Source organism: Pontibacter lucknowensis (assembly GCF_900156415.1).
Classification (GTDB): domain Bacteria; phylum Bacteroidota; class Bacteroidia; order Cytophagales; family Hymenobacteraceae; genus Pontibacter; species Pontibacter lucknowensis.
Genome location: NZ_FTNM01000001.1, coordinates 1,120,574 through 1,142,475 on the forward strand (window position 1 = coordinate 1,120,574; position 21,902 = coordinate 1,142,475).

18 protein-coding genes are annotated in these 21,902 nt (G+C 50.4%); 6 read left to right on the forward strand and 12 right to left on the reverse strand.

Annotated features, from left to right (window positions below; all coding sequences use genetic code 11):
• Nucleotides 1–4 precede the first annotated feature (4 nt).
• Together gldJ and BW972_RS05020 are read right to left on the reverse strand one after the other, a co-directional pair.
• On the reverse strand, nt 5–1,240 hold the full coding sequence (gene gldJ, locus BW972_RS05015) for a gliding motility lipoprotein GldJ (RefSeq protein WP_007654117.1): 1,236 nt from the start codon (nt 1,238–1,240) through the stop codon (nt 5–7).
• A 63-nt stretch (nt 1,241–1,303) separates the two neighbouring features.
• Nucleotides 1,304–2,320 (reverse strand): PorP/SprF family type IX secretion system membrane protein, encoded by a 1,017-nt coding sequence (locus tag BW972_RS05020; RefSeq protein WP_007654115.1) that lies wholly within the window; start codon nt 2,318–2,320, stop codon nt 1,304–1,306.
• 108 nt (nt 2,321–2,428) lie between these two features.
• Here BW972_RS05020 and BW972_RS05025 point away from each other — a divergent pair, with 108 nt between their 5' ends.
• Nucleotides 2,429–5,455, forward strand: a complete 3,027-nt coding sequence (locus BW972_RS05025) for an AsmA family protein (RefSeq protein WP_076421324.1) — start codon at nt 2,429–2,431, stop codon at nt 5,453–5,455.
• A gap of 146 nt (nt 5,456–5,601) precedes the next feature.
• Nucleotides 5,602–6,393 carry a DUF4382 domain-containing protein gene (locus BW972_RS05030; protein ID WP_076421325.1) on the forward strand — a complete coding sequence of 264 codons (792 nt, stop codon included), beginning with the start codon at nt 5,602–5,604 and terminating at the stop codon, nt 6,391–6,393.
• A gap of 130 nt (nt 6,394–6,523) precedes the next feature.
• Here the strand turns inward: BW972_RS05030 and BW972_RS05035 are convergent, their stop codons facing one another.
• The 10 genes from BW972_RS05035 to BW972_RS05080 all read right to left on the reverse strand — a co-directional run bounded on the left by BW972_RS05035 (nt 6,524) and on the right by BW972_RS05080 (nt 14,173).
• Entirely contained in the window at nt 6,524–7,000 is a 477-nt protein-coding gene (locus BW972_RS05035) for a DinB family protein (RefSeq protein WP_076421326.1), read from the reverse strand.
• Between the two features lie 2 nt (nt 7,001–7,002).
• Nucleotides 7,003–7,404 carry a DUF6970 domain-containing protein gene (locus tag BW972_RS05040; RefSeq protein WP_076421491.1) on the reverse strand — a complete coding sequence of 134 codons (402 nt, stop codon included), beginning with the start codon at nt 7,402–7,404 and terminating at the stop codon, nt 7,003–7,005.
• A 200-nt stretch (nt 7,405–7,604) separates the two neighbouring features.
• On the reverse strand, nt 7,605–7,991 hold the full coding sequence (locus tag BW972_RS05045; RefSeq protein ID WP_076421327.1) for a diacylglycerol kinase family protein: 387 nt from the start codon (nt 7,989–7,991) through the stop codon (nt 7,605–7,607).
• Between the two features lie 87 nt (nt 7,992–8,078).
• The gene (locus tag BW972_RS05050; protein WP_076421328.1) at nt 8,079–8,390 is read right to left on the reverse strand and encodes a peptide-methionine (R)-S-oxide reductase; all 312 of its coding nucleotides are present in this window, start codon (nt 8,388–8,390) and stop codon (nt 8,079–8,081) included.
• Nucleotides 8,391–8,413: 23 nt separating this feature from the next.
• Nucleotides 8,414–8,809, reverse strand: a complete 396-nt coding sequence (locus tag BW972_RS05055; RefSeq protein WP_076421329.1) for a methionine-R-sulfoxide reductase — start codon at nt 8,807–8,809, stop codon at nt 8,414–8,416.
• A gap of 106 nt (nt 8,810–8,915) precedes the next feature.
• A complete protein-coding gene (locus BW972_RS05060; RefSeq protein ID WP_076421330.1) occupies nt 8,916–9,692 on the reverse strand; it encodes an SDR family NAD(P)-dependent oxidoreductase in 777 nt (258 codons plus the stop codon).
• Between the two features lie 138 nt (nt 9,693–9,830).
• Nucleotides 9,831–10,361 carry a GNAT family N-acetyltransferase gene (locus BW972_RS05065; RefSeq protein ID WP_076421331.1) on the reverse strand — a complete coding sequence of 177 codons (531 nt, stop codon included), beginning with the start codon at nt 10,359–10,361 and terminating at the stop codon, nt 9,831–9,833.
• Between the two features lie 137 nt (nt 10,362–10,498).
• Nucleotides 10,499–11,527: a hypothetical protein gene (locus tag BW972_RS05070; protein WP_076421332.1), complete on the reverse strand. Its 1,029-nt coding sequence runs from the start codon at nt 11,525–11,527 to the stop codon at nt 10,499–10,501.
• Between the two features lie 420 nt (nt 11,528–11,947).
• Nucleotides 11,948–13,345 (reverse strand): class II fumarate hydratase, encoded by a 1,398-nt coding sequence (fumC, locus tag BW972_RS05075; RefSeq protein ID WP_076421333.1) that lies wholly within the window; start codon nt 13,343–13,345, stop codon nt 11,948–11,950.
• Between the two features lie 111 nt (nt 13,346–13,456).
• On the reverse strand, nt 13,457–14,173 hold the full coding sequence (locus BW972_RS05080; RefSeq protein ID WP_007660856.1) for a hypothetical protein: 717 nt from the start codon (nt 14,171–14,173) through the stop codon (nt 13,457–13,459).
• A 266-nt stretch (nt 14,174–14,439) separates the two neighbouring features.
• Here BW972_RS05080 and BW972_RS05085 point away from each other — a divergent pair, with 266 nt between their 5' ends.
• From BW972_RS05085 to BW972_RS05100, 4 genes are all read left to right on the forward strand, one after another.
• Nucleotides 14,440–17,376, forward strand: a complete 2,937-nt coding sequence (locus BW972_RS05085; RefSeq protein WP_076421334.1) for a CHASE domain-containing protein — start codon at nt 14,440–14,442, stop codon at nt 17,374–17,376.
• Between the two features lie 64 nt (nt 17,377–17,440).
• The gene (gene radA / locus BW972_RS05090) at nt 17,441–18,826 is read left to right on the forward strand and encodes a DNA repair protein RadA (protein WP_007659179.1); all 1,386 of its coding nucleotides are present in this window, start codon (nt 17,441–17,443) and stop codon (nt 18,824–18,826) included.
• A gap of 194 nt (nt 18,827–19,020) precedes the next feature.
• Complete coding sequence (locus BW972_RS05095) at nt 19,021–20,436, forward strand: TlpA disulfide reductase family protein (protein ID WP_234986298.1); 1,416 nt, start codon at nt 19,021–19,023, stop codon at nt 20,434–20,436.
• A gap of 205 nt (nt 20,437–20,641) precedes the next feature.
• Nucleotides 20,642–21,829, forward strand: a complete 1,188-nt coding sequence (locus BW972_RS05100) for a baeRF3 domain-containing protein (protein WP_076421335.1) — start codon at nt 20,642–20,644, stop codon at nt 21,827–21,829.
• Nucleotides 21,830–21,902 lie beyond the last annotated feature (73 nt).

A 21,902-nucleotide genomic window follows, 5' to 3' on the forward strand; every position in this document is an offset into this window, starting at 1 on the left:
GTTCTTATCTGTTAGATCCTGCATTGATCATCGCGCAACGGAAACCGATTGTTGCTGTAGATGAATCCTGTGCCATGAATCTTCTGGTACCTGGAGACAGCCAGTAAGCTACGTCTTTCCATGAACCGCCTTTGTAAACGCGTACTTCGTTACTGATCAGTGAGTGGAAACCTTCGCCTGTATCATAGTTTTCAGCTTCGTCCAGGTAACCGTCTCTACGGAAAGGGTTCAGGTCTTCAACGTCCTGGAATGAAAGCGGACGGTAAACATCCTGCACCCACTCGTTTACGTTACCAGCCATGTTATACAGGCCAAAGTCGTTTGGCGGATAAGCATAGATGTAGTCTGTGATCATGGCACCGTCGTTCAGTGAACCGGCAATACCGGCGTAGTCACCGCGGCCACGCTTGAAGTTAGCCAGGAACTGGCCCATTTTCTTGCCATATGGGTTACGCAGTTGATGACCATCCCAAGGGTAAAGTCTTCTGTTGTTCTGGTTTTCGTCCTCGTTGTACTGCGTACCAATCAGGGCTTGGGCAGCATACTCCCATTCAGCCTCTGTTGGGAGACGGTAGTTCGGCAATACATAGCCAGACTCGATTGAAAGCGCTGTTGCCTCTGTTGTTTCCTGAGTTCCACGGTTTCTTCCGAAAAGACCTCTTCTCTGTGTACCGCCAGTTGCTTCTTTAGCCAGGTTTTCGTTCACCTTAGCTGTACGCCAGGTGCAGTAGTCATTGGCCTGAAGCCAGCTAACACCTACTACCGGGAAGAAACGGAAACCAGGGTAACGCAGGTAGTACGTTACGTAAGGGTCATTGAAAGAAAGCTGACGTGACCAAACCGTTGTATCCGGAAGGGCAGCCACGTATACCTCAGGTATAGAGTCACGCTTCAGGTAGTGCAGGTACTCCAGCCAGTGGATGTTAGCCACCTCAGTTTCGTCCATGTAAAATGAAGCTACCGTTACCGTGCGCTCGATATTGTCACGGGTCATGGCGATGTCCTCCTCCATAGAGCCCAGCGTGGTACGGCCACCTTCAATAAATACAAGACCCGGAGCCTGAGGGAAGTCTTCGTAATCGTTTACCTGAAACGCAGTTTCGTCCTCGTTGTATTCTATACCCGTGGCCGAGCTGTAATCGCCTGGGTCAGTGCTAGTTGGATAGCCGCCCCCTCTTCCGCATGATGCAAGGAGAGCTCCTCCTACTACAACGGCTGATACATACTTAATAAGCTTCATAGATTAGGACCTACTAATGATAAGGTTCTTTTAATGTAATTTAACGTGCAATTATAACTAAATTCAGAATGCCGGACAAACAATGTTATGGTTTATTTTGGACGATCGACGGCCTGTGAACAAATTATTTAAGCTAAGTTGTTCAAAAACGAGCGAAATTTCATTCGCGCCACCCGCCTGTCTGCCAAATCCCTTCACTCCCACGTCGTGGCTGAAGCCGATACGGAGCCTGTTCAGGCTGATGCCTGCTATCACTCCTAAACTCTGATCCTGGTCTGCGCCAGTTGCAGGTACTCCTTTATATATTACACCTAACGCCAAAGGCGAATAGATAGTATATAAGGCTAAATCAATACGACTAAAATTTTGCTGATGTGTGAAATTCAGCGCCGGGCTTATGCTAAACTCAGCATTCTTGCGCCTTAAACCGGTGTCCAGGTAAAACTTGTAGCCGGCATTTGCCACAAAGCGCAAGGGTAGGCTGGTTGTCTCGTCAAAACCATAGGACGGCTGGTTGAGATGCGACACGTTGAGGCCGGCCCAGAAATTGTTATTATACAGGATGCTCCCTACCGCGAAGCTTACATAATTAGTTGGGTCAAAATGGTTGGCCTCGGCTGAGGTAAGAGCGGTTTGCCCGAAATCGGAGAGCTGATCGCCGAAAACCAGGTTGTCGTAATTAACACGAAGTGAGGCGATAGATGCCTGCAGGCCTCCTGAATAAGCCAGGTTATCGGTGAGGCGGGTATGATAGGCATAAGCCAGGGAGGCCTGCAGTTTTTGTAATCCGCCAATACCGGCACGGTCTTGCTGCAGTACCATCCCAATTGCACTTTTGGTGCCCTCAAAGCGATAGTCGGCAGCGACCTGGTTGGTAATAAAGGATCCGTTGAGCGATGGCCACTGGTTGCGATGGGCCACGGACACGCTCCAGTCGCGGCCCAGTCCGCTGAAGGCCGGGTTCAGGTATAGCCGGTTTGCGTACTGCTGCGTGAAGTGCGCATCCTGTGCAGTAGCCAGGCCAGCGCTCAGCAGGTATAGGGTGAAGAGGAAAAAATATTTTATCAGGGCTATACGCATACCTTAGGAGGCCCAAAAACGGTTATTGTTTTAGGGCTAGTGTAAATTCTGCATGGTTTTAGCTATAAAATTATATAGCTTAGCTTTTACTAAACGCAACCACCTAATATGAAAAAAGTAGTTATTGGTTTCTTCGTCTTTCTGGCGGTGCTGCTGGCAGCGGCGGCGCTTGTGCCTCTGCTCTTCAAAGATAAAATTAAAGAGGCCCTGGACAAAGAGATCGCCAAGAATATCAATGCATCTGTCATATACGCGACAGACGACGTTAGCCTTTCCCTTTTCAGAGATTTTCCGAACATGTCGCTGGGTGTGGAGAACCTGCTAATTGTCGGCCAGGATTCTTTTGCCACCGACACGCTGGCTAAGGTTCCTTCTTTCCGCATGGGCCTCGACCTGATGAGTGTGATCAGTGACAATCGGGTTAAGGTTAACAACATCGAACTTGACAACCCGACTATCCGCCTGCTGGTGCTCAAAAGTGGCAAGGCGAACTGGGATATCTTCATTACGGATACCACTATAACCGCCGAGGCCGATACAGCGGCCAGTGACTTCCGCATGGCAATCAAACGGTGGGATATCAACAACGGTACACTTTATTATGATGATCTGAGCATTCCTTTCGGGTTGGCTGCCTATAACGTGCGCCATACCGGTAGCGGCGACTTCGAAAAGAGCGTGTTCGATATGAAATCCAGTACGCAGGCTGAGCGCTTTGTAATGACTTATGATGGCGTTAATTATATAGAGAATGCTGTGCTGGACGCTGACGTGACAATGGCGATGGACCTCGATCAGTACCTCTATACTTTTAAAGACAATAATATACGCATCAACGAACTGCCGGTGCAGTTTGCCGGTACGATACTAATGCCGGAAGACGACATCGACCTGGACCTGACTTTTAAGGCAGCGGATACAGATTTCCGCAGTGTGCTATCGGTGGTGCCAGGTATGTTCAAGGAGGATTTCAAGGACATCAAAACAGAAGGTAATCTGAGCTTCGACGGCTATGTGAAGGGCAGGTATAACGAAACCTCGATGCCAGGCTTTGGAACCGAGCTAAAGGTGGTAGACGGTATGTTCAAGTACCCGGACCTACCACAGGCTGCCCGCAACATCAACGTAGACATGCGCGTCGACAATCCGGATGGCGACATGGAAAACACGGTGGTGGATGTGCGCCGCTTCCACATGGATATGGGTAAGAACCCGGTAGATGCTCGCGTGCTGGTGAAAGGTATGGAGGTAATGCAGGTGGATGGTAATGTGAAAGCCAGCATCGATCTGGATGAGATGACCAAGGTGTTCCCTATAGAGGGTATGACGCTGCGTGGTCTCCTGAAGGTAGACGCTGATGCCAAAGGTACCTACAGCGAGAAGAGCATGCCGGTGATAGACGCTGATATGCGCCTGACTAATGGCTATGTGAAGTCAGCCGACTTCCCTGCCCCTATCCAGAATCTGAATGCGGTGGTGAACATCCTGAACAAGACAGGTAACACCGATGATACCCGCATCAACATAGAGCGCTTCAATATGACGCTGGACGGTGAGCCGCTGGAGGGTCGTATGCTGGTGCAAGGTATAGAGCACCCGGCTTTCGACGGCCAGATCAAAGGTATACTGGACCTGGAGAAACTCACTAAGATCTTCCCGCAGGAAGGTATGACGGTGACCGGCCGTATCAACGCCAACGTAGCCGCCAAAGGCAAGATGTCGGATATCGAGGCTGAAAGGTATAATAATGTGACGGCCAATGGTACCATGGGCATCAGCAACCTGAACTTTGTAAGCACAGATATGCCGCAAGGTATAAGAATCAGCAAAGCCGATGCTGTGTTCAACAACGAGCGCATCCAGCTCAACAACATGAACGGTTTCCTGGGCAAAAGCGACTTCAGAGCGAACGGATCAGTGTCGAACTACATTGGCTACGCCATGGCCGACAACCAGTCGTTGCGCGGTAACTTCACCCTGAGCTCCAACTTGTTTAATGTGAACGAGTGGATGGTGGACGAGAATACCGGCCAGACAACGACCGCAGCCAACGAAGCCGAAGGCGTGGTAGAGGTGCCGGACAACCTCGATATCACACTAAATGTTGATGCCAAGCAGGTACTTTATGACAACCTGAAGCTCAACAACGTGGGCGGACGTGTGCTGATCAAAGACAAGGTAGCCCGACTCGAGTCCGTGAAGTTCAATACGCTGGGCGGTACTTTCGTGACCAGTGGCAGCTACAACACACAGAACCTGAAGCAGCCTCTCTTCGACATGAGGTTAGACGTGCAGAACCTGAGCTTTAAGGAGGCCTTCAATGCATTTAACACGATCAAAGTGATTGCTCCTATCGCCGGTCTGCTGGATGGTACCTTCTCTACCAAGTTCAACTTTGCCGGTGAGATCGGGCAGGATATGACGCCGGTGTTCAACACGCTGGACGGCTCAGGTATAATAGATGTGGTGAAGGCTGCAGTGCGCGACGTGAAGATCGTGGACCAGATTAGCAGGCTGACGAACTTTGATGAACTGCGAACCTTTGTCGTTGAAAACAAGCGCATCGATGCCCAGATCATAGACGGTAGCCTGGTCATTCGTCCGTTTGACCTGAAAGTGGGTGATGTGGATATGACCGTGGGTGGCTCCAACAATGTGAACGGCAACATTGATTATGTCACCGCACTCAATGTTCCAGCCGGAAAAATAGGCCGTGAGCTAAACACTCGACTGGGAAGTCTGATTGGCAATGAAGCACTAAAGACTTCTGATCGAATTACACTAAACCTGAACATTGGAGGTACACTCTCTGAGCCACGTGTGGCTTTGGCGGGTGGCAGTGCCAAGGGGCAGGCCAAGGATTTGGTAGAAAGCGTTGTGAAGAGCAAGGTAGATGACGCTAAAACGCAGCTGGAGCAGAAGAAGCAACAGGTGCAGGACAGCGTACGCAACGAACTTGAAAGAAGAAAGACGGAAGCCGAGGACAAAGCCCGTCAGGAACTGGAGAAGAAACGACAGGAAGCTGAACAGCAAATCAAAAAGCAGGCAACAGACAAGATCACTGATTTTCTGAAGCCGAGAACCAAACCAGCTACACAGCCAGCTAAGCCTGATACTACTAAAGTTCAGCAATAGTGCCTTGAAATACAGTGTAGGCCGCTATGCTTAGCTTAGCGGCCTATATTTTTTTATAGCTATATACTTTTGTGCAACTTTATCCCGTTTATTCGTATAATGGTTGCTATTTAGCACCGTAGTGGTTTAAACTTAATCCAATTTCTATGAGAACTAAATTCTTGATTCCTTTTTTAATGAGTGGCCTGGTATGGTTTAGCTCCTGTGACAGCGAAACTGACAGTAATGGCACAGCCCGTATGGAAGTGCGCATGACGGATGCCCCGGGCGACTATGAAGAGGTGAACGTGGATATTCGCTCTGTGCAGATCCACAAGGAGAATACTGACAGCGAAAGCGGCTGGCTCACACTAGACGAGATCAACCCAGGCGTTTACAACCTACTTGACTTCGCCAACGGACGTGACACGCTGCTGGCTTCTGCTAACCTACCGGCTGGTACTATTTCACAAATCAGGCTGGTACTAGGTGAGAACAACTCCGTGAAACTGAAGAATGGCACTGTAGTCGATTTGAAGACGCCGAGCGGACAGACTTCAGGACTGAAGTTACAACTGAACGCCGATCTAAGAGAAGATGTGACCTACGTGGTGCTGCTGGACTTCGACGCAGCCAAGTCGGTTGTGGCCAGAGGTAACGGACAGTATAACCTAAAGCCAGTTATCCGTACTGTGACGCAAGCTATAGCAGGCGCTATACAAGGCAGAGTAACGCCTGCCGAGCTAAAGCCAGGTATCTATGTGATCTCCGCTGCGAATGACACCATCGGTGGATTTGCAAATGAAAACGGTGACTTCCTGATTAAAGGTGTAAGAGCAGGCACTTATACCGTTAAGTTCTATACCGAGAATGACGAGCACAACAAAACAGTCGAAAACGTGACTGTAGCACAGGACCAGGTTAAAAGCATTGGCACGATTGATTTGATGGCCGAGTAATCCTGAACAATAATCTATTTGGCAATAGCCAATAAAATCAACACCATATAAAAAAGGAGCCCTTCGCTACGAAGGGCTCCTTTTTTATGGGCAGTATAATTTCTTCTGCCGTAAAATTTCTGTTAACCAATCAGTATACCTGACCCATGAGCTCACGCACGTACGTCACGTAATCAGTGTTGGGCGGGTTATGGCCATTTTTGCGCAGGTCAGTAGCTACCTGGGCACGGTGATAAGTGGCGTGGTTGAAGGCGTGGGTCAGGATGTCGAGCACACGGGTACTATACTTGTGGCCCTGGCTGTTGGTGTAGTCGATCAGGCGGTTGAACTCCTCCTCATCGGAGTTGGCTACCAGCTCGGCTATTTTGTAAGAGGCATACTTGTGCAGCTTATGCAGCTCCTCCAGCGTATGCTCCTGCCATACCTTCACGGGGCTTTGGGTGCCGGTGATGCGGGCGATCCAGATAGCCTGTGCGTTAAGGGCATGACTAAACAGGCGGGCAGCATTGGCAGGTACCTCTGGCAGCGTGTCGAATACATCCAGCATCGTCTGGTTTGCCCAGATGTTATATTCCGAAAGGTTCTTTAATACGTCGTTTCCAGTCATCTTTAATTATATTCTCTTTTATCTTCCCAAATTAAGGTCTCGTCTGTGCGTACATCTACAAAGTCCGGGCAGCGGCCGTCTCCTTCACCCGTCATGCCGCCCTCAGGCTCACATAGCAGGTTGCCATCAGTGTCATATACCCTGGCGGGAATGTCGCAGCAACGGCCGGTCAGGTAGTACACCTCCTGCTCGTTGTAGGTATAGCGGTATACCTTAGCCGGCGGATTGGCTACGTCTTCCTGCTCCAGTTCCCTGATAAGCTCGCTCAGCCAGCCAGTTGGGGTATCACGCTCCTGCTCCACTTCAGTGGTAACTACAGCACGCTCCTCTGTCGTTCGGCAACTTGCCGAAGCGATCATAACAGAGAAGGCAAGCGCCCACTTGACGGGTTTTAATAAAGGCATAGCGTTCACTTTTTTCAAACGGTGCGCAAAGGTAGGGATTTATGGTTAAACACTGGTCATGCTACGGCGTTATACCTAATGCTGTCAGTATAAAGAGTGTCCTATCAGGTATAGCAAAACGATCTGCAAGCTAGTATCAAACTAAGACCTAGCATTGAGAGCAGGTCTGGTTTTCCAGGCTATCCCTTTACTTGCGCCAATTACAATTCAGTGTTTACGTAGTCAACCCAATAAGGTATGAAGATGAACAGCCCAACAGCCACGGAGGTGATAGCAGCCATCAGTACTCCACCTGCAGCCAGGTCCTTGGTTTTGCCTGCCCATATGTTTTGCTCCGGTGACACCAGGTCGGTAAGCGTTTCGATGGAGGTATTGAAGATCTCGGCCATCCAAACCAGGCCGATGCAAAGTATAAGCAGGCACCACTCCACCCGCGTGACTTCAAATCGATAGGCCATGACCAGCACAATGATGCTGGCTAACACGTGCAGGTGCATATTCGGCTCGGAGCGAAATACGGCTGTCATGCCTTTAAAGGCAAACCGGAAACTGTTGTAGCGACTTCTGATAAACGAGGGTCGGCTCATAAGGGAATATATCAGGGTGAGAATATTCAGTTTTTTCTATAATATACTGAAGATAAAGGTATAAAGTTAAGAGCCTGCCCCGCCTTGCTATTCTGCAAAACGGATGGCTGCCTGATTAATACAGTAACGAAGCTGTGTGGGAGTGCATGCGTCTTCGAATAAGTGGCCCAGGTGCTGGCCACATTTGCTACACAGCAGTTGCGTGCGCACCCGGTCATACGTACGAAGCTTCTTGTGGATAACATGGTCACCAATCTGCGCCCAGAAGCTTGGGAAGCCGGAACCGACTTCAAATTTCTTACTGACTTCAAACAGTGTATGGCCACAGCAGGTACAGACGTAGGAGCCGGTTTCATGCGCCCGGTCCGCTGCCGATACCTGCTGCCTGTGCCTGAACATTTGCTTAGGGCTATACCTTCGGTTTACTTCTCCAGGTCTTCGACCGGTACAAATTTCATAGAGAGGGAATTGACGCAGTGTCGGACATTTTTCGGGGTAAGGTATTCCCCTTCGAACACGTGCCCCAGATGACCGCCACAGTTGGCGCAAACAATCTCAGTTCGGTACCCGTCCGGGTCAGGTATGCGCTTCACTGCGCCTGTTATTTCATCATCAAAGCTCGGCCAGCCGCAGTTCGACTCAAACTTGTACTCAGAGGTATAGAGCGGTGCATTGCAGCGGCGGCACAGGTATACGCCCTCCCCCTTGAAGTGATTGTACTCCCCGGTTCCCGGGTATTCAGTGCCCTTGCGCACAATGATGCGCTCTTCATCTGGTGTCAGTTGGTTATATTCAGATGGGTCTTTCGCAATTTTCATAAGCTTATTAGTAATTAGGTTGTGTATACGAAGGTATACAAATAATGCACCGCAAGGACTTGCCCTGACAGGATGGCCGGCTTATACCTTGTTTTACCGGCAATTGCTATGCCCCCTGCCCCACATGCTGCGACAGACCGCCGTCCATAAAGTAGCTCGAACCGGTAACGTAGTCAGAGTCGGAAGAAGCCAGGAACAGCGCGACTTTAGCGATCTCCTCTGGTTTGCCTGCCCGCTTCATCGGTATGTTCTGTTCACTCTCCTTGCGGGCCTCTTTGTCGTCCACGGCCTCCTGGTTCATGGGTGTCAGGATCATGCCGGGGCAGATGTTGTTCACGTTGATGCCGTCCTCTGCCAGTTCCAGCGCCAGGGTGCGGGTGAGGTTGCGCACACCAGCTTTAGAAGCGCAGTAGTCTGCCGTGCCCGCCGACACGATCTCCTCATGTACCGACGACACATTGATGATCTTGCCCTTGCCGCCCTTCTGTTTGCGGTGCCGGATAAAGGCGCGGGAGCAGAAGAAGGTGCCGTACAGATTGGTCTTGATCGTTCTGTCGAAAACTTCGGTGTCCATGTCGGCTACGTTGATGCCAGAGCCGTTTACCGCAGCGTTATTCACAAGTATATCGATGGAGCCGAACTCTTTCAGGGACTGCTCAAAGAGCTTTTCCACAGCCTGCTCGTCACTGATATCCACCTGCAGCACCAGGCCCTTGCGGCCGTGCTTCTTTACTTCATTCAGCGTCTCTTCAGCGCCTTCTTTATCGGTGTGGTAAGTAACCACTACGTCAGCTCCTTCTTTGGCGTATTCGATTGCGGTCGCCTTTCCAATGCCCGAGTCGGAGCCGGTGATCAAGGCAACTTTGTTTTTTAGTTTGTCCATTGCTTAGGTTTTAGAGGTATAGGTGTAAAGCATAAGTAATCATACTTATGGTAATGGCAGATGGTTGTGATGCTGTGGAAAGCAAGTTGAGGGATCTCTAAGCAGGTATTATGACCAAAAGCAGCCAGGTGGGCGAAACTACTGCGACAGCCGGTATATGAGCGGGTGTCGATTGGCTACAAAGTGCGCCACAGTTTCGGCTGAAATGGCAGCGGGGTAAGTCATGAGCAGCAATGTAAGCGGCTGTTGCCCCGGGTGGTAAGGAGGCTGTTGGTAATAGTGATCATTCAGTATAAAACCGCTCTGCTCATAAAACCGGATACGGCGCCGCTGAATTTCTTCGTGCGGTGGCTCCACTTCTAAAAGCACAGGCCTTGTACTGCGGCCTGTGAAGGCCTTCAGTATAAGTTTGCCATAGCCCCTGCCGCGCAAAGCCGGAACCGTGGCAAAGTGCTCGATGTAACGTACTTCCTCAAAGCTCCACCACAGCAGTATACCTACCAGTGCATCCTCCTGCAATATAAGCTCAAAATGGTAGTTGGCATGGGACATGATGTCGAGCTGCCAGTCCAAAGGTCGCCGCTCTTCCAGCGGAAAAGACTGTTCGTACAGCTCCCAGGCTTCATGGAAGAGACGGTGTGATGCATCTGTTTGTCTGACGTTGTCCATACCATTGATAACTGTACTTTGCCTGCAATTTAAACTTTAATGTTTTGTGCACTACTCAGGTATATTTGCTTTAGGTTGCATGCATAAAAAAAAGCAGCCCTTTGCAGAGCTGCTTTCCAGTTAATTACATTCCAACCTTACTCTTCTAATTTAAGTGGGTAATCCGTGCAGCGGGCCTCTACTACTCTGAAGTTGCCATACTGTTTCTTTAGTGAAGCAGTAGGGTCTGCGTTTACAGGTATAAGCTGCTTTTCGCGACGCTGCGTTTCGATCTGGAGTGCCTCGCCTAAAGCGGTGGCCTCTGTGGCTGCGATCTTGAACATGGTGCCGGGCTTCATGCCTTTGGCCTCAAAAATTACGTTGCCTCTGCCTCTCTGGCCATCTTGCTTCGACTTTACAGTGACGTTGGCAGGCTGCTGACCGGTGTACTCCAGCCACAGGGTGTGCACATCCTGGTAGCGGGCATCATCGTAGCGTCCCTGCCCTTCAACGCACAGCTGCAGACGAGCCACAGCACCAGAACCTACTGTACTACGCTCATCCCCGAAGGTAACGATGGCCTTAGCCACGCCAGGTATATTATTGAAAGACACGATCACCGTTGAGTTTTTCTCTCCTGTCGGAATCTCCTTACTTTCGATGAGCTGTCCGTTACGGCTGTAAAGCTCTACTTTAGAACCCTTGTCTTCGGCGGCAATATCTGTGAAAACCATGGTCTTCATGGTAACAGTGCTCACAGGAGAGAAATCCAATATCAGCCGACCGCCTTTGCGGTTAGCCTGCTTGCCGGAACCATCCCCTACCGTCAACAGACCTGACATGGCCAGCATGTTGGCATCCATTCTGTTAACAAGGTCAGTGGCGGGATCGTGTGCGTCAAGCAAAAGGGCCTGCGTCTCCTGCAAATACTTGCCGTTGTTCCCTCTTTTCTGTGCCTTTACAATCATCACGGCGCCGTCCTCCTCTATTACATCAGCAGTGCGTGGCAGCGTGCCTTCACCAAAAGACTGTACCAGGTTGCAGGTTGTCGGGTCATAGCCAATCAGGTTATCGTCCTGGTTAACGGCCATGGGCTCCGCAACGTCATGCTCATTGTCGCGCTCACAAGAAAAAAGGAAAAGGCTGGCAAAAGCCATGGCGAGGGTTTTTGTACTGAATGCTTTCATAGGAAATAAACTAGGGTGAAAAATAAACAGAATGCAGCCTGTGAACCAGTCACAGGTATATACATATAAATTGTATTATATATCGTTAATTGATTTAATTAATATTAAGTGAAGGCGAACCTTTTGCAATACGGTCCGACTGACCGGAATGTCTCTGTTTTATAATACGAGGGGATAATCCACTGATTTGAAGCTTCTGAATTGGGATACGTGACTTCTTTCAGAACGGTTTGTGGAATTGTGCTAAAATTTGAATTTTTTATGATGGGCTACTGAAAAATAGTCCTAAAATTGATTTCTAAGAGGATTCTTTAAATTCAACAAAGACTAGAAGTTTGTACAGAAATCGATCGCAAATAAAAAAGGCAGCCCTGTAGAGGCTGCCTTTTTTATTTGCGTATGTTGCGTGTTAGGGGAGGCTTATTTTTTCAAGCTGCCAATCATGTCCTCTGGCTTCACCCACTCGTCGAACTGCTCGTTTGTAAGATGGCCGAGTTCGATGGCTGCCTGGCGAAGCGTAGTGCCCTCTTTGTGCGCTTTCTTCGCAATGGCTGCGGCTTTGTCATAACCGATGTGCGGGTTCAGGGCAGTCACCAGCATCAGGGAGTTCTCCAGATTATGCTTGATGCGCTCTCTGTTTGGCTCTATACCTACGGCGCAGTGCTTGTCAAATGAGTCGCAGGCGTCACCGATCAGTTGGGCGCTCATTAGCAGGTTGTAGATCATCACCGGCTTGAACACGTTCAGTTCGAAGTGGCCGTTCATACCACCCACAGAGATTGCCACGTCGTTACCGATCACCTGGGCGCAAACCATCGTCATGGCTTCTGCCTGCGTCGGGTTTACTTTACCTGGCATGATAGAAGAGCCTGGCTCGTTTTCAGGTATAAGAATCTCAGCTATACCTGAGCGCGGACCAGAGGCCAGCAAACGGATGTCGTTGGCGATCTTCATCAGCGATACGGCCAGCTGCTTCAGGGCACCCGATGTTTCTACCATCGCATCGTGTGCGGCAAGCGCCTCAAACTTGTTTGGAGCCGTGCGGAAATCGTGGCCGGCGTACTGAGATATTTTTTCAGCAACCAGCTCAGCGTAACCAGCCGGTGTGTTCAGGCCTGTACCTACGGCAGAGCCGCCCAGTGCCAGGTCCTTCAGGTGATCCAGCGTGTTCTCCAGCGCCTTCATGCCATACTCCAGCTGCTTCACGTAGCCAGACAGTTCCTGGCCCAGTGTCAGTGGCGTAGCGTCCATCAGGTGTGTACGGCCGATCTTCACCACATCCATAAATTCTTCTGACTTCGCCTTCAGCGTGTCGTGCAGTTTCTTCACCATTGGCAGCGTGTGCTCCACCACTTTCTTATAAGCGGCGATGTGCATGGCTGTCGGGAAGGTGTCATTCGATGACTGCGACTTGTTCACGTCGTCGTTCGGGTGAATCTTCTTTTTCTCGTCCATCAGGCTGCCACCCAGCACCACGTGCGCACGGTTAGCCACCACTTCGTTCACGTTCATGTTTGACTGTGTGCCCGAGCCTGTCTGCCATACCACCAGTGGGAACTGGTCGTCTAGCTTGCCTTCCAGGATTTCGTCGCATACCTGCGAGATAATGTCTGCTTTGTCCTGCGCCAGTACACCCAGTTCAGCATTGGCCTGCGCCGCCGACTTTTTCAGGATAGCAAAGGCTTCAATCACCTCTTTCGGCATCTGCTGACCACCGATGGTGAAGTTTTCTTTTGAGCGCTGTGTCTGCGCGCCCCAGTATTTGTCGGCAGGCACCTCAATCGGGCCCATCGTGTCTTTCTCTACGCGAACTTGCATATCGTTTATACTTAGGTTTAAAGGATCAGTTTAACTGTGGCAAAACTACGAAAAATATTCTTTTAAGGCCGCTTTGCAGGTATAATCAAGGTATAGCGCATACCTGCGAGTCTACCGTATCACACGCTTGCCGGAGCGGTCAGCCATCAGGGCGATCATATCCAGCGAAACAGGCTTTAGGTAAGCTGTGTTGAGCACCGTCTGGTCTTCAAACGTGATCAGGTATTCTCCCTCCGTGCCCATGTAGTGAATGCTTTCAATGGCGGCGTGCGGGTAAGTGCGTTCCTGATTGAGCAGGTTGGTCACCTGCACCTGGTTTTCGTCCACATTCACATGCCAGCGCATGGCAAACCAAAGCACAACCAGCGAGAAACCCAGCATGACACCAAACAGGATGCTGTAGAGGCGGATGGAACGAAGTCCCTCCTGCTGGCGCAGGTACTGCTTGTAGAGGTCATAGTCCTGGTTGAGCAGCGTGCTTTGTGAGAGTCGGAGCGGTAGCAGCGCTACGGTGAGGCCTAACAGCAGGCCTGGCGCAAAGAAGGCTTTGAAGTTAGGTGTCATCACGAACATCTGCTCAGAAGACAGGTGCAGAATGCTGGAGAGCATGGCCAGTGCCCCTGAGAAGAAAACGGACAGCACCGAAGCGAATACAAAGTAGGCCAAAGTTAACTGCCACTCCTTCTTTTGCAGGTAGCGGGACTCGTCAGCACTTAATTTAGCCTGCTGCCCTGCCGGTGACAGCCGACGTAGCGCATAACGGAGCACAGGTAGCAATATGGCTACAGCTATGAAACTCAACAGCAGGCTTTTCAGAATATCTATCATGGTAAAAAGGTGTTTGGCGTAAAATTAACACGCAATACCCAATTTACGGCAGAAAAACAGCAGTATCCACTTAATAAGTGATAGTTTGGTCGTAAAGGAATGACATGGCATGACTTAAGCAGCGGTCGGATAATAAGCCCCTAAAATGTTGCAGAAGATGCAATATTTTAGTTATTTTTGATGACCTAAACATTGAACTAAGTGCTTCTGCCGGCCGTTGTTTTGCGCAAGGCCGGTGTTTTTTTGAATAGCCTGTTCATTTATCTATGAAACTTTCCAATCTCGTAGCGTTTGTCAGGGAGTATCTGATCGCGATCTCATCTTTTCTGCTTATTTTTTTACTCACGCTTTTTATTTATTCTGAGACGAAAAAAAAGGCACTGGAGCGCAACGAGAAACTCTTTGAATTGAAAGCTACCCAGGCCACTCAGGCGTTGGAATTGCGCATGCGTGACTATATGCAGATCCTGGTGGGTGCCAAGGCTCTTTTTGTGGCCTCCGACACAGTGACCCGCGAAGACTGGGAGCAGTACTACAGCACACTCAAGCTTGAAGAAAACTACCCCGGCATTCAGGGAATAGGCTATGCCCATTTTGTAAAGCCCAATGAGCTGCCTGCTCATGTTTCCCGCCTTCGTAATGAAGGCTTTAAAGACTTTGCCATTCGTCCGGTAGGCCAGCGGCCTATCTACACTTCCATTATTTACCTGGAACCCCTTGATACGCGTAATCAGCGTGCCATTGGCTTCGATATGTTTAGTGACTCAGTGAGGCGCTCGGCTATGCAAATGGCCCGCGACACCCGCAAGCCTGCCATGTCGGGCAAGGTGAGGCTGGTGCAGGAGACAGGCGTGGATGAGCAATCTGGGTTTCTGATTTACCTGCCCATCTACCAGAACAATGCCGAGCCCGAGGCTATAAAGGAGCGGCAGCGGCTGATCGAGGGTTTTGTGTACAGCCCTTTCCGGGCCAAAGACCTGATGATGGCCATCTGGGGGAGCAACTTTAATGACCTGGATATTGAGGTATACGATGGCAATAACTTAGGGGAGAATGACGTGCTTTACAGCACAGGCGAGGAGCTGTATTTTCATGCAAATAAAAAGCGTGAGCTTGACATGCTCAGCACACTGAGTATAGGCAATCATACCTGGCGCGTGTATTGCTCTGCCAAGCCGTCGTTTGTGCGCTCTGCCGATACGGAGCTGCCTTACTTTATTTTGCTGGGCGGTACGATCATCAGTTTGCTCATGTTCTTCATTATATGGTCGCTCATCAACACACGCCGTTCCAACAGCCTTAAGCAGACTATTACCGACAATGCTACTGCCGCGCTGTTTATCATCGACTCAAACGGCAACTGTACTTTCATGAACCCGGCCGCTGAGGAAATGACCGGCTACGATTTTAAGGAGGTGCAAAACAGATCGTTGCATAAGATGGTGCATCATAGCAGGCCAGACGGCTCACATTACCCAGCAGCTGAGTGCCCGCTTCGTAACGCCCTCCACAACCGAAAGCTGAAGCAGGTATACGACGAAGTGTTTATCCGGAAGGATGGAAGTTTCTTTGATGTGTCTTGCTCGGTGCATCCGATTGAGGACGGAAGCAGGGATGCTTATGCCATTATTGAAGTACGTGACATCACAGAAGAGAAAAGAGCCCAGCAAGCTATTATCGAGAGCGAGGCCCGCTTCCGCACCATGGCCGACAATGCCCCGGTAATGATCAGCATACTGGATATCTGGAAGCAGAGTGTGTATGTGAACAAGCAGTGGCTCGACTTTACAGGCCGCACCTTCGAAGACAGTATAAACTTCGGTTGGCAGCAGGTAATTCACCCGCAGGATGTTGCTGCATTTGAGGAGCAGTATAACCAGGCGCAGGCTTCGGAGGCCGGTTTCAGAGCTGAGGTCCGCATGCGCCGTTATGACGGTCAGTACCGCTGGATGGTAGCGACCTGCACGCCTCGCTTTGGTGCCGATGGCGACTTCCTGGGATATATCAGCTCAACCATCGACATCACCGATATAAAAGAAGCGGACCGCAAGGTGAAGCAGAATGCAGAGCTTCTGCAAAAGCTATTCGTTGAAGTACCTGCGCTGGTGGGGCTGGTACGGGCTTCAGACAAGCAATATCTGTTAGCCAACCCGCTTTACCGCAAGCTCTTCGGTAACCGCTTATTAGTAGGCAAAACGCTGCGTGAAGCCCATGCAGAGCTGGCATACCAGGGTATACTGGAAGAAATAGACCAGGTATTCAGTACCGGCACCCATTACGTGGGCAAGGAAGTGCCGCTTATTATTGACCGGCATAACGACGGCAAACTTACCCAGAGCTACTTCAACATGGTGATACAGCCGCTCATGGACGCCAAAGGCAAGCCAGAGGCAGTGCTCATTTTCGCGGTGGAGGTAACGGAACTGGTTAAGGCCCGCACGAAACTGGTATCGACAAATGAGGAGCTGAGCCTCAAAAACATGGAGCTGCTGCGCACCAACAATGACCTGGATAACTTTGTCTATACTGCCTCGCATGACTTGAAGTCTCCTATCGCTAACATGGAAGGACTATCGAACATGCTGCGAGATATACTGGAAGGCAAGCTGGAGAGCGAAGACAAGCAGTTGCTGGATATGCTGGCTGAGGCGATCGACAAGCTAAAGCGCACAATTACCGACCTGGCTGAAATCACCAAAGTGCAGAAAGGCCTACACGCCAAAGTAGAGCCGCTGTCGTTTGAGCAAGTGCTACAGGACGTGATGCTGGATATTGACAGCCTGATAAAGGAATCCAATGCGAAGGTAGAGGTTGATTTTCAGATGAAAGATCTGCTCTATGCCCGTAAAAACCTGCGAAGCATCATTTACAACCTGATGTCGAATGCGATAAAATACCGCAAGGCCAAGGTTACTCCGGAGGTGCGCATCAGCACATACCTGGAGGATGGTTATGTAGTACTGCAGGTGCAGGATAATGGACTAGGCATCAAAAAAGGCCAGGAGCACAAGCTGTTCGATATGTTTAAGCGCCTGCACAACCATGTGGAGGGTACGGGTATAGGTCTGTATATTGTGAAGCGCATCATCGAAAACAACGGTGGTCGCATAGAAGTAGAAAGTGAGCTAGGCCAGGGTACTACCTTCCGGGTATACTTTAAGCAGGTGCCGGTGCAAGCGCCCTTGCAGTCACAGCAGGTATAGCTTTCAGAATCATTTTAAGAACAAGCCAGCTCTGAGCAAAAGGGCTGCATAGGTATAAAGCGGAATGGCTAAGATTAAAACTTCATATTTCTGCCAGAACTGCGGGGCGCAGTCGGCCAAGTGGATCGGCAAATGCCCTGCCTGTGGCGAGTGGAACACCTACGTGGAGGAAGTGGTGCAGCGTGAAGAACTTACCCCTTCCAGTGTCTGGAAAGTGGGCAATACCAGCAGCTCGGCGCAGGTGGCCAATAAGCCCAAGCCAATTGCTGACATCAGCTACCAGGAGCAGCAGCGTATCCAGACGGTGGACCAGGAACTGAACCGGGTACTGGGCGGCGGCATTGTGCCGGGCTCTATGGTACTTATAGGCGGCGAGCCAGGTATAGGCAAGTCTACGCTGATGTTGCAGATCGCCCTGAGTCTGACGGGGCTGCGAGTGCTTTATGTAAGCGGTGAGGAAAGCGAACACCAGATCAAAATGCGGGCTGAGCGCCTCAATGCACAGACCTCTGACTGCTTTATCCTGACCGAAACAGGCACGCAGAACATTTTTAAGCAAATAGAGCAATTGCGTCCGCAAGTACTCATCATTGACTCCATCCAGACGCTGCACTCCTCATTTATAGAGGCCGGGGCCGGCAGTGTGAGTCAGGTACGCGAGTGCACGGCTGAGCTGCTCAAGTTCGCCAAAGAAAGCGGCACACCGGTCTTTCTGATCGGCCACATCACCAAAGAAGGCAACCTGGCAGGGCCAAAGATACTGGAGCACATGGTAGACACCGTGCTGACGTTTGAAGGCGACCGTCATATGACCTACCGTATCCTGCGCACCTCCAAAAACCGCTTCGGCTCTACCTCGGAGTTGGGAATCTACGAAATGCTGGGCACAGGCCTGCGCGAAGTGAGCAACCCATCCGAGATCCTGATCTCGCAGCGGGAGGATGCTTTCAGCGGCATCGCCATTGGTGCCACGCTGGAAGGTAACCGACCGTTACTGATTGAGGTGCAGAGCCTCGTAACGCCTGCCACCTACGGTACGCCGCAACGCACCAGCACCGGTTTTGATGGCAAGCGCCTTAACATGCTACTGGCTGTGTTGGAGAAGCGCGGTGGGTATAGACTGGGTACGCAGGACGTATTCTTAAACATAGCCGGAGGTCTTAAAGTAGAGGATCCGGCACTTGACCTGGCCGTGTGCGCCTCCATCCTCTCCTCTTTCGAAGACATCGCCATACCTAGCACTTCATGTTTTGCAGCGGAAGTAGGCCTAGGTGGTGAAGTAAGAGCTGTCAACCGCATTGAGAACCGCATCACAGAAGCAGAAAAGCTTGGCTTCCGGGACATTTACATCTCCAAATACAACAAGAAGGGAGTGGATCTGAGCAAATTCTCTATCAACGTGCATGCTTTTGGACGATTAGAAGAAGTGTTCGCTTCACTCTTCGGTTAGAATTGTGCTTTAAACAGGAAGTAGTTCTATCTTTCGTATAATTTCAAGGGCAGTATTGGGAATTGGAATTTTAATCTATAAAATTAATGTTCAGTGCGTTAACTGGAATTTTCGGGCCATGAACGGCAAGCCGAAAATAGAAGCAAGTTGGACTGAAAATTAGATTTTATAAGACACCTCTACCCGCTGTACCTATGAAACGTATGCTTATACTGTTGCTGGCATGTATGCTGGCAACCCATTCCTTGTTGGCTCAAGGTACCGTTACGATTACGGGCAAAGTTCAAAAAGGCCAGGAGGATGATATCTTCATCGCCTCTCTCCCATCTTTATTATTTCCGGAAGAACAGCGCACGTTTGCTGAAATCAATAATGGGCGTTTCAGGCTTGAGCTGCCTGTTGGCAAGCCCCTTACAGTAGAACTGGTATACGGCAACGAATCAGCTCCGCTATACCTGGAGCCGGGCTTTGAGCTACAGGTAACGTTTACTGCCGGCAAAATGCTCAAAACGCTGAAATACAGCGGACAGGGTGCGAACGAAAACAACTACCTGACCCTGCATGCCTATCGTTTCGATGAAGAGGAGGACTACCAGACCCTGCCCGACAATGTAAAGCTATCAGAGATAGAGTTTCTGCAGTTTCTGGATTATCGTAAAGAAGATCAGCTGGCCATTTTTGAGAAGAAAATATCAGCGAAGCCAGTAAGCGAGTATTTCAGGCAACTCATACTGGCTGAGATTGACTACAGCTACGCCAATGACCGCCTTACCTTTTTTAATATGCGCGAGCTGATGAGGCTGCCGGTACAGCTTAGTCCTTCTACAAGCTACTTCGACTTCCTGCAGGAACTGGACATGGAGCAGCCGGCGAATCTGGAGGCCATCAGTTTTCCAGCCTTTCTGCGCAATTACATTAAGTTTATAGGAGAGCAAGCCCAGCTGGAAGCGGGCGACATACATTATTATAAAAAGGCATACGAGCAGGTAAGCCATACCTTACAGGGGCAGGCGCGGGTAATGGCGCAGGCATATCTTATACGTCAGTCGCTGCAGCAGGGCAATGTGCTGCATGTGCCTGCCATGCTGCAGGACTTCCGCCAACACATAGCTGTGGCTGATGTGTACGCCACATTGTTGCAGCAGTACGAAAGCCACCCGGGCTTAGGTATAGGCAGTGCGGCTCCAGGCTTTAGCCTGCAGGACATAAACGGGCAGTTGGTGTCGCTCAGCGATTTTAAAGGAAAGATTGTATACCTGAGCTTTTGGCGTACTGATTGCGGTCTGTGCATGGTAGAGCAACCGCATGCGCAGGAACTGGCCCGGAAGCTGCAGCCTCATGATGTAGTGCTCATCAACATTGGGGTGGATGATAATGAGCAGGCCTGGCGCAATGTAGTGCAGTCGAGAGGCTTTGGAGGGGTACAGCTATACCTGCGGGGCCAAGGCAATGATCTGGCCCGTCAGTATGGCCTCAAAGATGTGCCGGCTTACTTCCTGATAGACGAGGACGGCACGATCCTGAGCACAAAGCCCCGTCGCCCCATAGACCGTGAAGCCGAAAAGGAAATCCTGCAGCATGTCATGAGTAACAGAGCCTCCCGCAGGTAATAGCTATACCTGACTACATACAACGCCGCCTATGTTCACAAGCATGGGCGGCGTTCTTTTTAGGTCCATTGCCTCCGTTTCTGAAGGCATCAATAACCGTGTATTTGTTTAGTGCGTAATTAAAGCCTAACCCCTTTATGCAAGGGGGTGATAGAAAGGAATTGATTGTTTGAGATATCCTTATTCATTTAACAGCTAGAAAAATATGGCATTAATCAACAAAAGTGACATTGAGAAGCTTCTCAATGTTCAGAACAACACGAAAGACGCACTTTGCATCTCTATCTACATACCTACGCACCGAGCTGGCCACGAGACACTGAACGGTCAGGACCACACACTGTTCAAAAACAAACTGAAAGAAGCCCGCGCACTACTGGCAAGGCACGATGTGGCCGATGCTGAAATTGACGCCTACATGAAGCCCGCCGAAGAACTGCTGAATGACACCGGTTTCTGGCGTCATCAGTCTGAAGGCCTGGCTGTGTTTATCACCAAAGGCTTCTCGGCGCACTATACCCTGCCAATCACGATGCCGGATGTGGTGTACGTGCTCGACCAGTTCTACTTCACGCCTATGCTCCCGATCCTGAGCCAGAACGGTCGCTTCTTCATCCTGTCGCTCTACCGTGAGCGCATCGGATTCTACGAGGCTACAATCGACCGCATCCGCCAGATCGATATCAGTGCATTTGCGCCAGAGAGCATGAATGAAGCTCTGAAGTTCACGATTAAAGGTAACGATCAGGATTTCCATCACTCCACTACGACCGTGAACGGATCGAACATCGTGCATGGCGCCGGTGCTGTAAAAGGCGACGATGAGCATGACGAAGTGCGTGAGTTTATACATGAGATCGATAATAGCCTGCAGGAAATTCTGCACAACGCTACAGAGCCACTGGTGCTGGCAGGTGTGGACCACTACTGCGCCCTGTTCCGCAAGTACAGCAAGTACAAGCACATCGTACCGCAGAACATTAACCTGAATGAAACAGCTGCGGGTATGAGTCCGCAGACCATACACGAGAAGGCGCTGGATGTGATGAAACCGCTGATGCAGCAGAGCCACACCGACTCACTGAGCCGCTACGAAAACGTGGCCGGAACCGGCGTAACCTCTGAGGACATTGCCACTGTGGCTGCCGAGGCCGTGCATGGCCGTGTAGACACGCTGTTCATAGCGCCAAGCAGCCCGGTGTGGGGACGCTACGATGCCAAGAGCGCCGTGGCAGAGGTGCACAAAGACTACCAGCGCGGCGACGACGACCTGATCAACCTGGCAGCTATCAAGACGCTGGCGCAGGGTGGCAAGGTATACGTAAGCAGCTACAACGGCCTGTCAGAGGCAGGCGATGATAATGGTAGCGTAAAAGCGCTCTTCCGTTACTAAGCGAACCTTATTTTTGGCCGTTAGCGCCATAAAGTATAATTTAGTGGGGCAGCCTTTGTGGGCTGCCCTTTCT

What these genes read in the sequence shown, in the direction of transcription:
- gldJ (WP_007654117.1), bottom strand. Translation starts at nt 1,240, where the DNA reads ATGAAGCTTATTAAGTATGTATCAGCCGTTGTAGTAGGAGGAGCTCTC.
- BW972_RS05020 (WP_007654115.1), bottom strand. Translation starts at nt 2,320, where the DNA reads ATGCGTATAGCCCTGATAAAATATTTTTTCCTCTTCACCCTATACCTG.
- BW972_RS05025 (WP_076421324.1), top strand. Translation starts at nt 2,429, where the DNA reads ATGAAAAAAGTAGTTATTGGTTTCTTCGTCTTTCTGGCGGTGCTGCTG.
- BW972_RS05030 (WP_076421325.1), top strand. Translation starts at nt 5,602, where the DNA reads ATGAGAACTAAATTCTTGATTCCTTTTTTAATGAGTGGCCTGGTATGG.
- BW972_RS05035 (WP_076421326.1), bottom strand. Translation starts at nt 7,000, where the DNA reads ATGACTGGAAACGACGTATTAAAGAACCTTTCGGAATATAACATCTGG.
- BW972_RS05040 (WP_076421491.1), bottom strand. Translation starts at nt 7,404, where the DNA reads ATGCCTTTATTAAAACCCGTCAAGTGGGCGCTTGCCTTCTCTGTTATG.
- BW972_RS05045 (WP_076421327.1), bottom strand. Translation starts at nt 7,991, where the DNA reads ATGAGCCGACCCTCGTTTATCAGAAGTCGCTACAACAGTTTCCGGTTT.
- BW972_RS05050 (WP_076421328.1), bottom strand. Translation starts at nt 8,390, where the DNA reads ATGTTCAGGCACAGGCAGCAGGTATCGGCAGCGGACCGGGCGCATGAA.
- BW972_RS05055 (WP_076421329.1), bottom strand. Translation starts at nt 8,809, where the DNA reads ATGAAAATTGCGAAAGACCCATCTGAATATAACCAACTGACACCAGAT.
- BW972_RS05060 (WP_076421330.1), bottom strand. Translation starts at nt 9,692, where the DNA reads ATGGACAAACTAAAAAACAAAGTTGCCTTGATCACCGGCTCCGACTCG.
- BW972_RS05065 (WP_076421331.1), bottom strand. Translation starts at nt 10,361, where the DNA reads ATGGACAACGTCAGACAAACAGATGCATCACACCGTCTCTTCCATGAA.
- BW972_RS05070 (WP_076421332.1), bottom strand. Translation starts at nt 11,527, where the DNA reads ATGAAAGCATTCAGTACAAAAACCCTCGCCATGGCTTTTGCCAGCCTT.
- fumC (WP_076421333.1), bottom strand. Translation starts at nt 13,345, where the DNA reads ATGCAAGTTCGCGTAGAGAAAGACACGATGGGCCCGATTGAGGTGCCT.
- BW972_RS05080 (WP_007660856.1), bottom strand. Translation starts at nt 14,173, where the DNA reads ATGATAGATATTCTGAAAAGCCTGCTGTTGAGTTTCATAGCTGTAGCC.
- BW972_RS05085 (WP_076421334.1), top strand. Translation starts at nt 14,440, where the DNA reads ATGAAACTTTCCAATCTCGTAGCGTTTGTCAGGGAGTATCTGATCGCG.
- radA (WP_007659179.1), top strand. Translation starts at nt 17,441, where the DNA reads ATGGCTAAGATTAAAACTTCATATTTCTGCCAGAACTGCGGGGCGCAG.
- BW972_RS05095 (WP_234986298.1), top strand. Translation starts at nt 19,021, where the DNA reads ATGAAACGTATGCTTATACTGTTGCTGGCATGTATGCTGGCAACCCAT.
- BW972_RS05100 (WP_076421335.1), top strand. Translation starts at nt 20,642, where the DNA reads ATGGCATTAATCAACAAAAGTGACATTGAGAAGCTTCTCAATGTTCAG.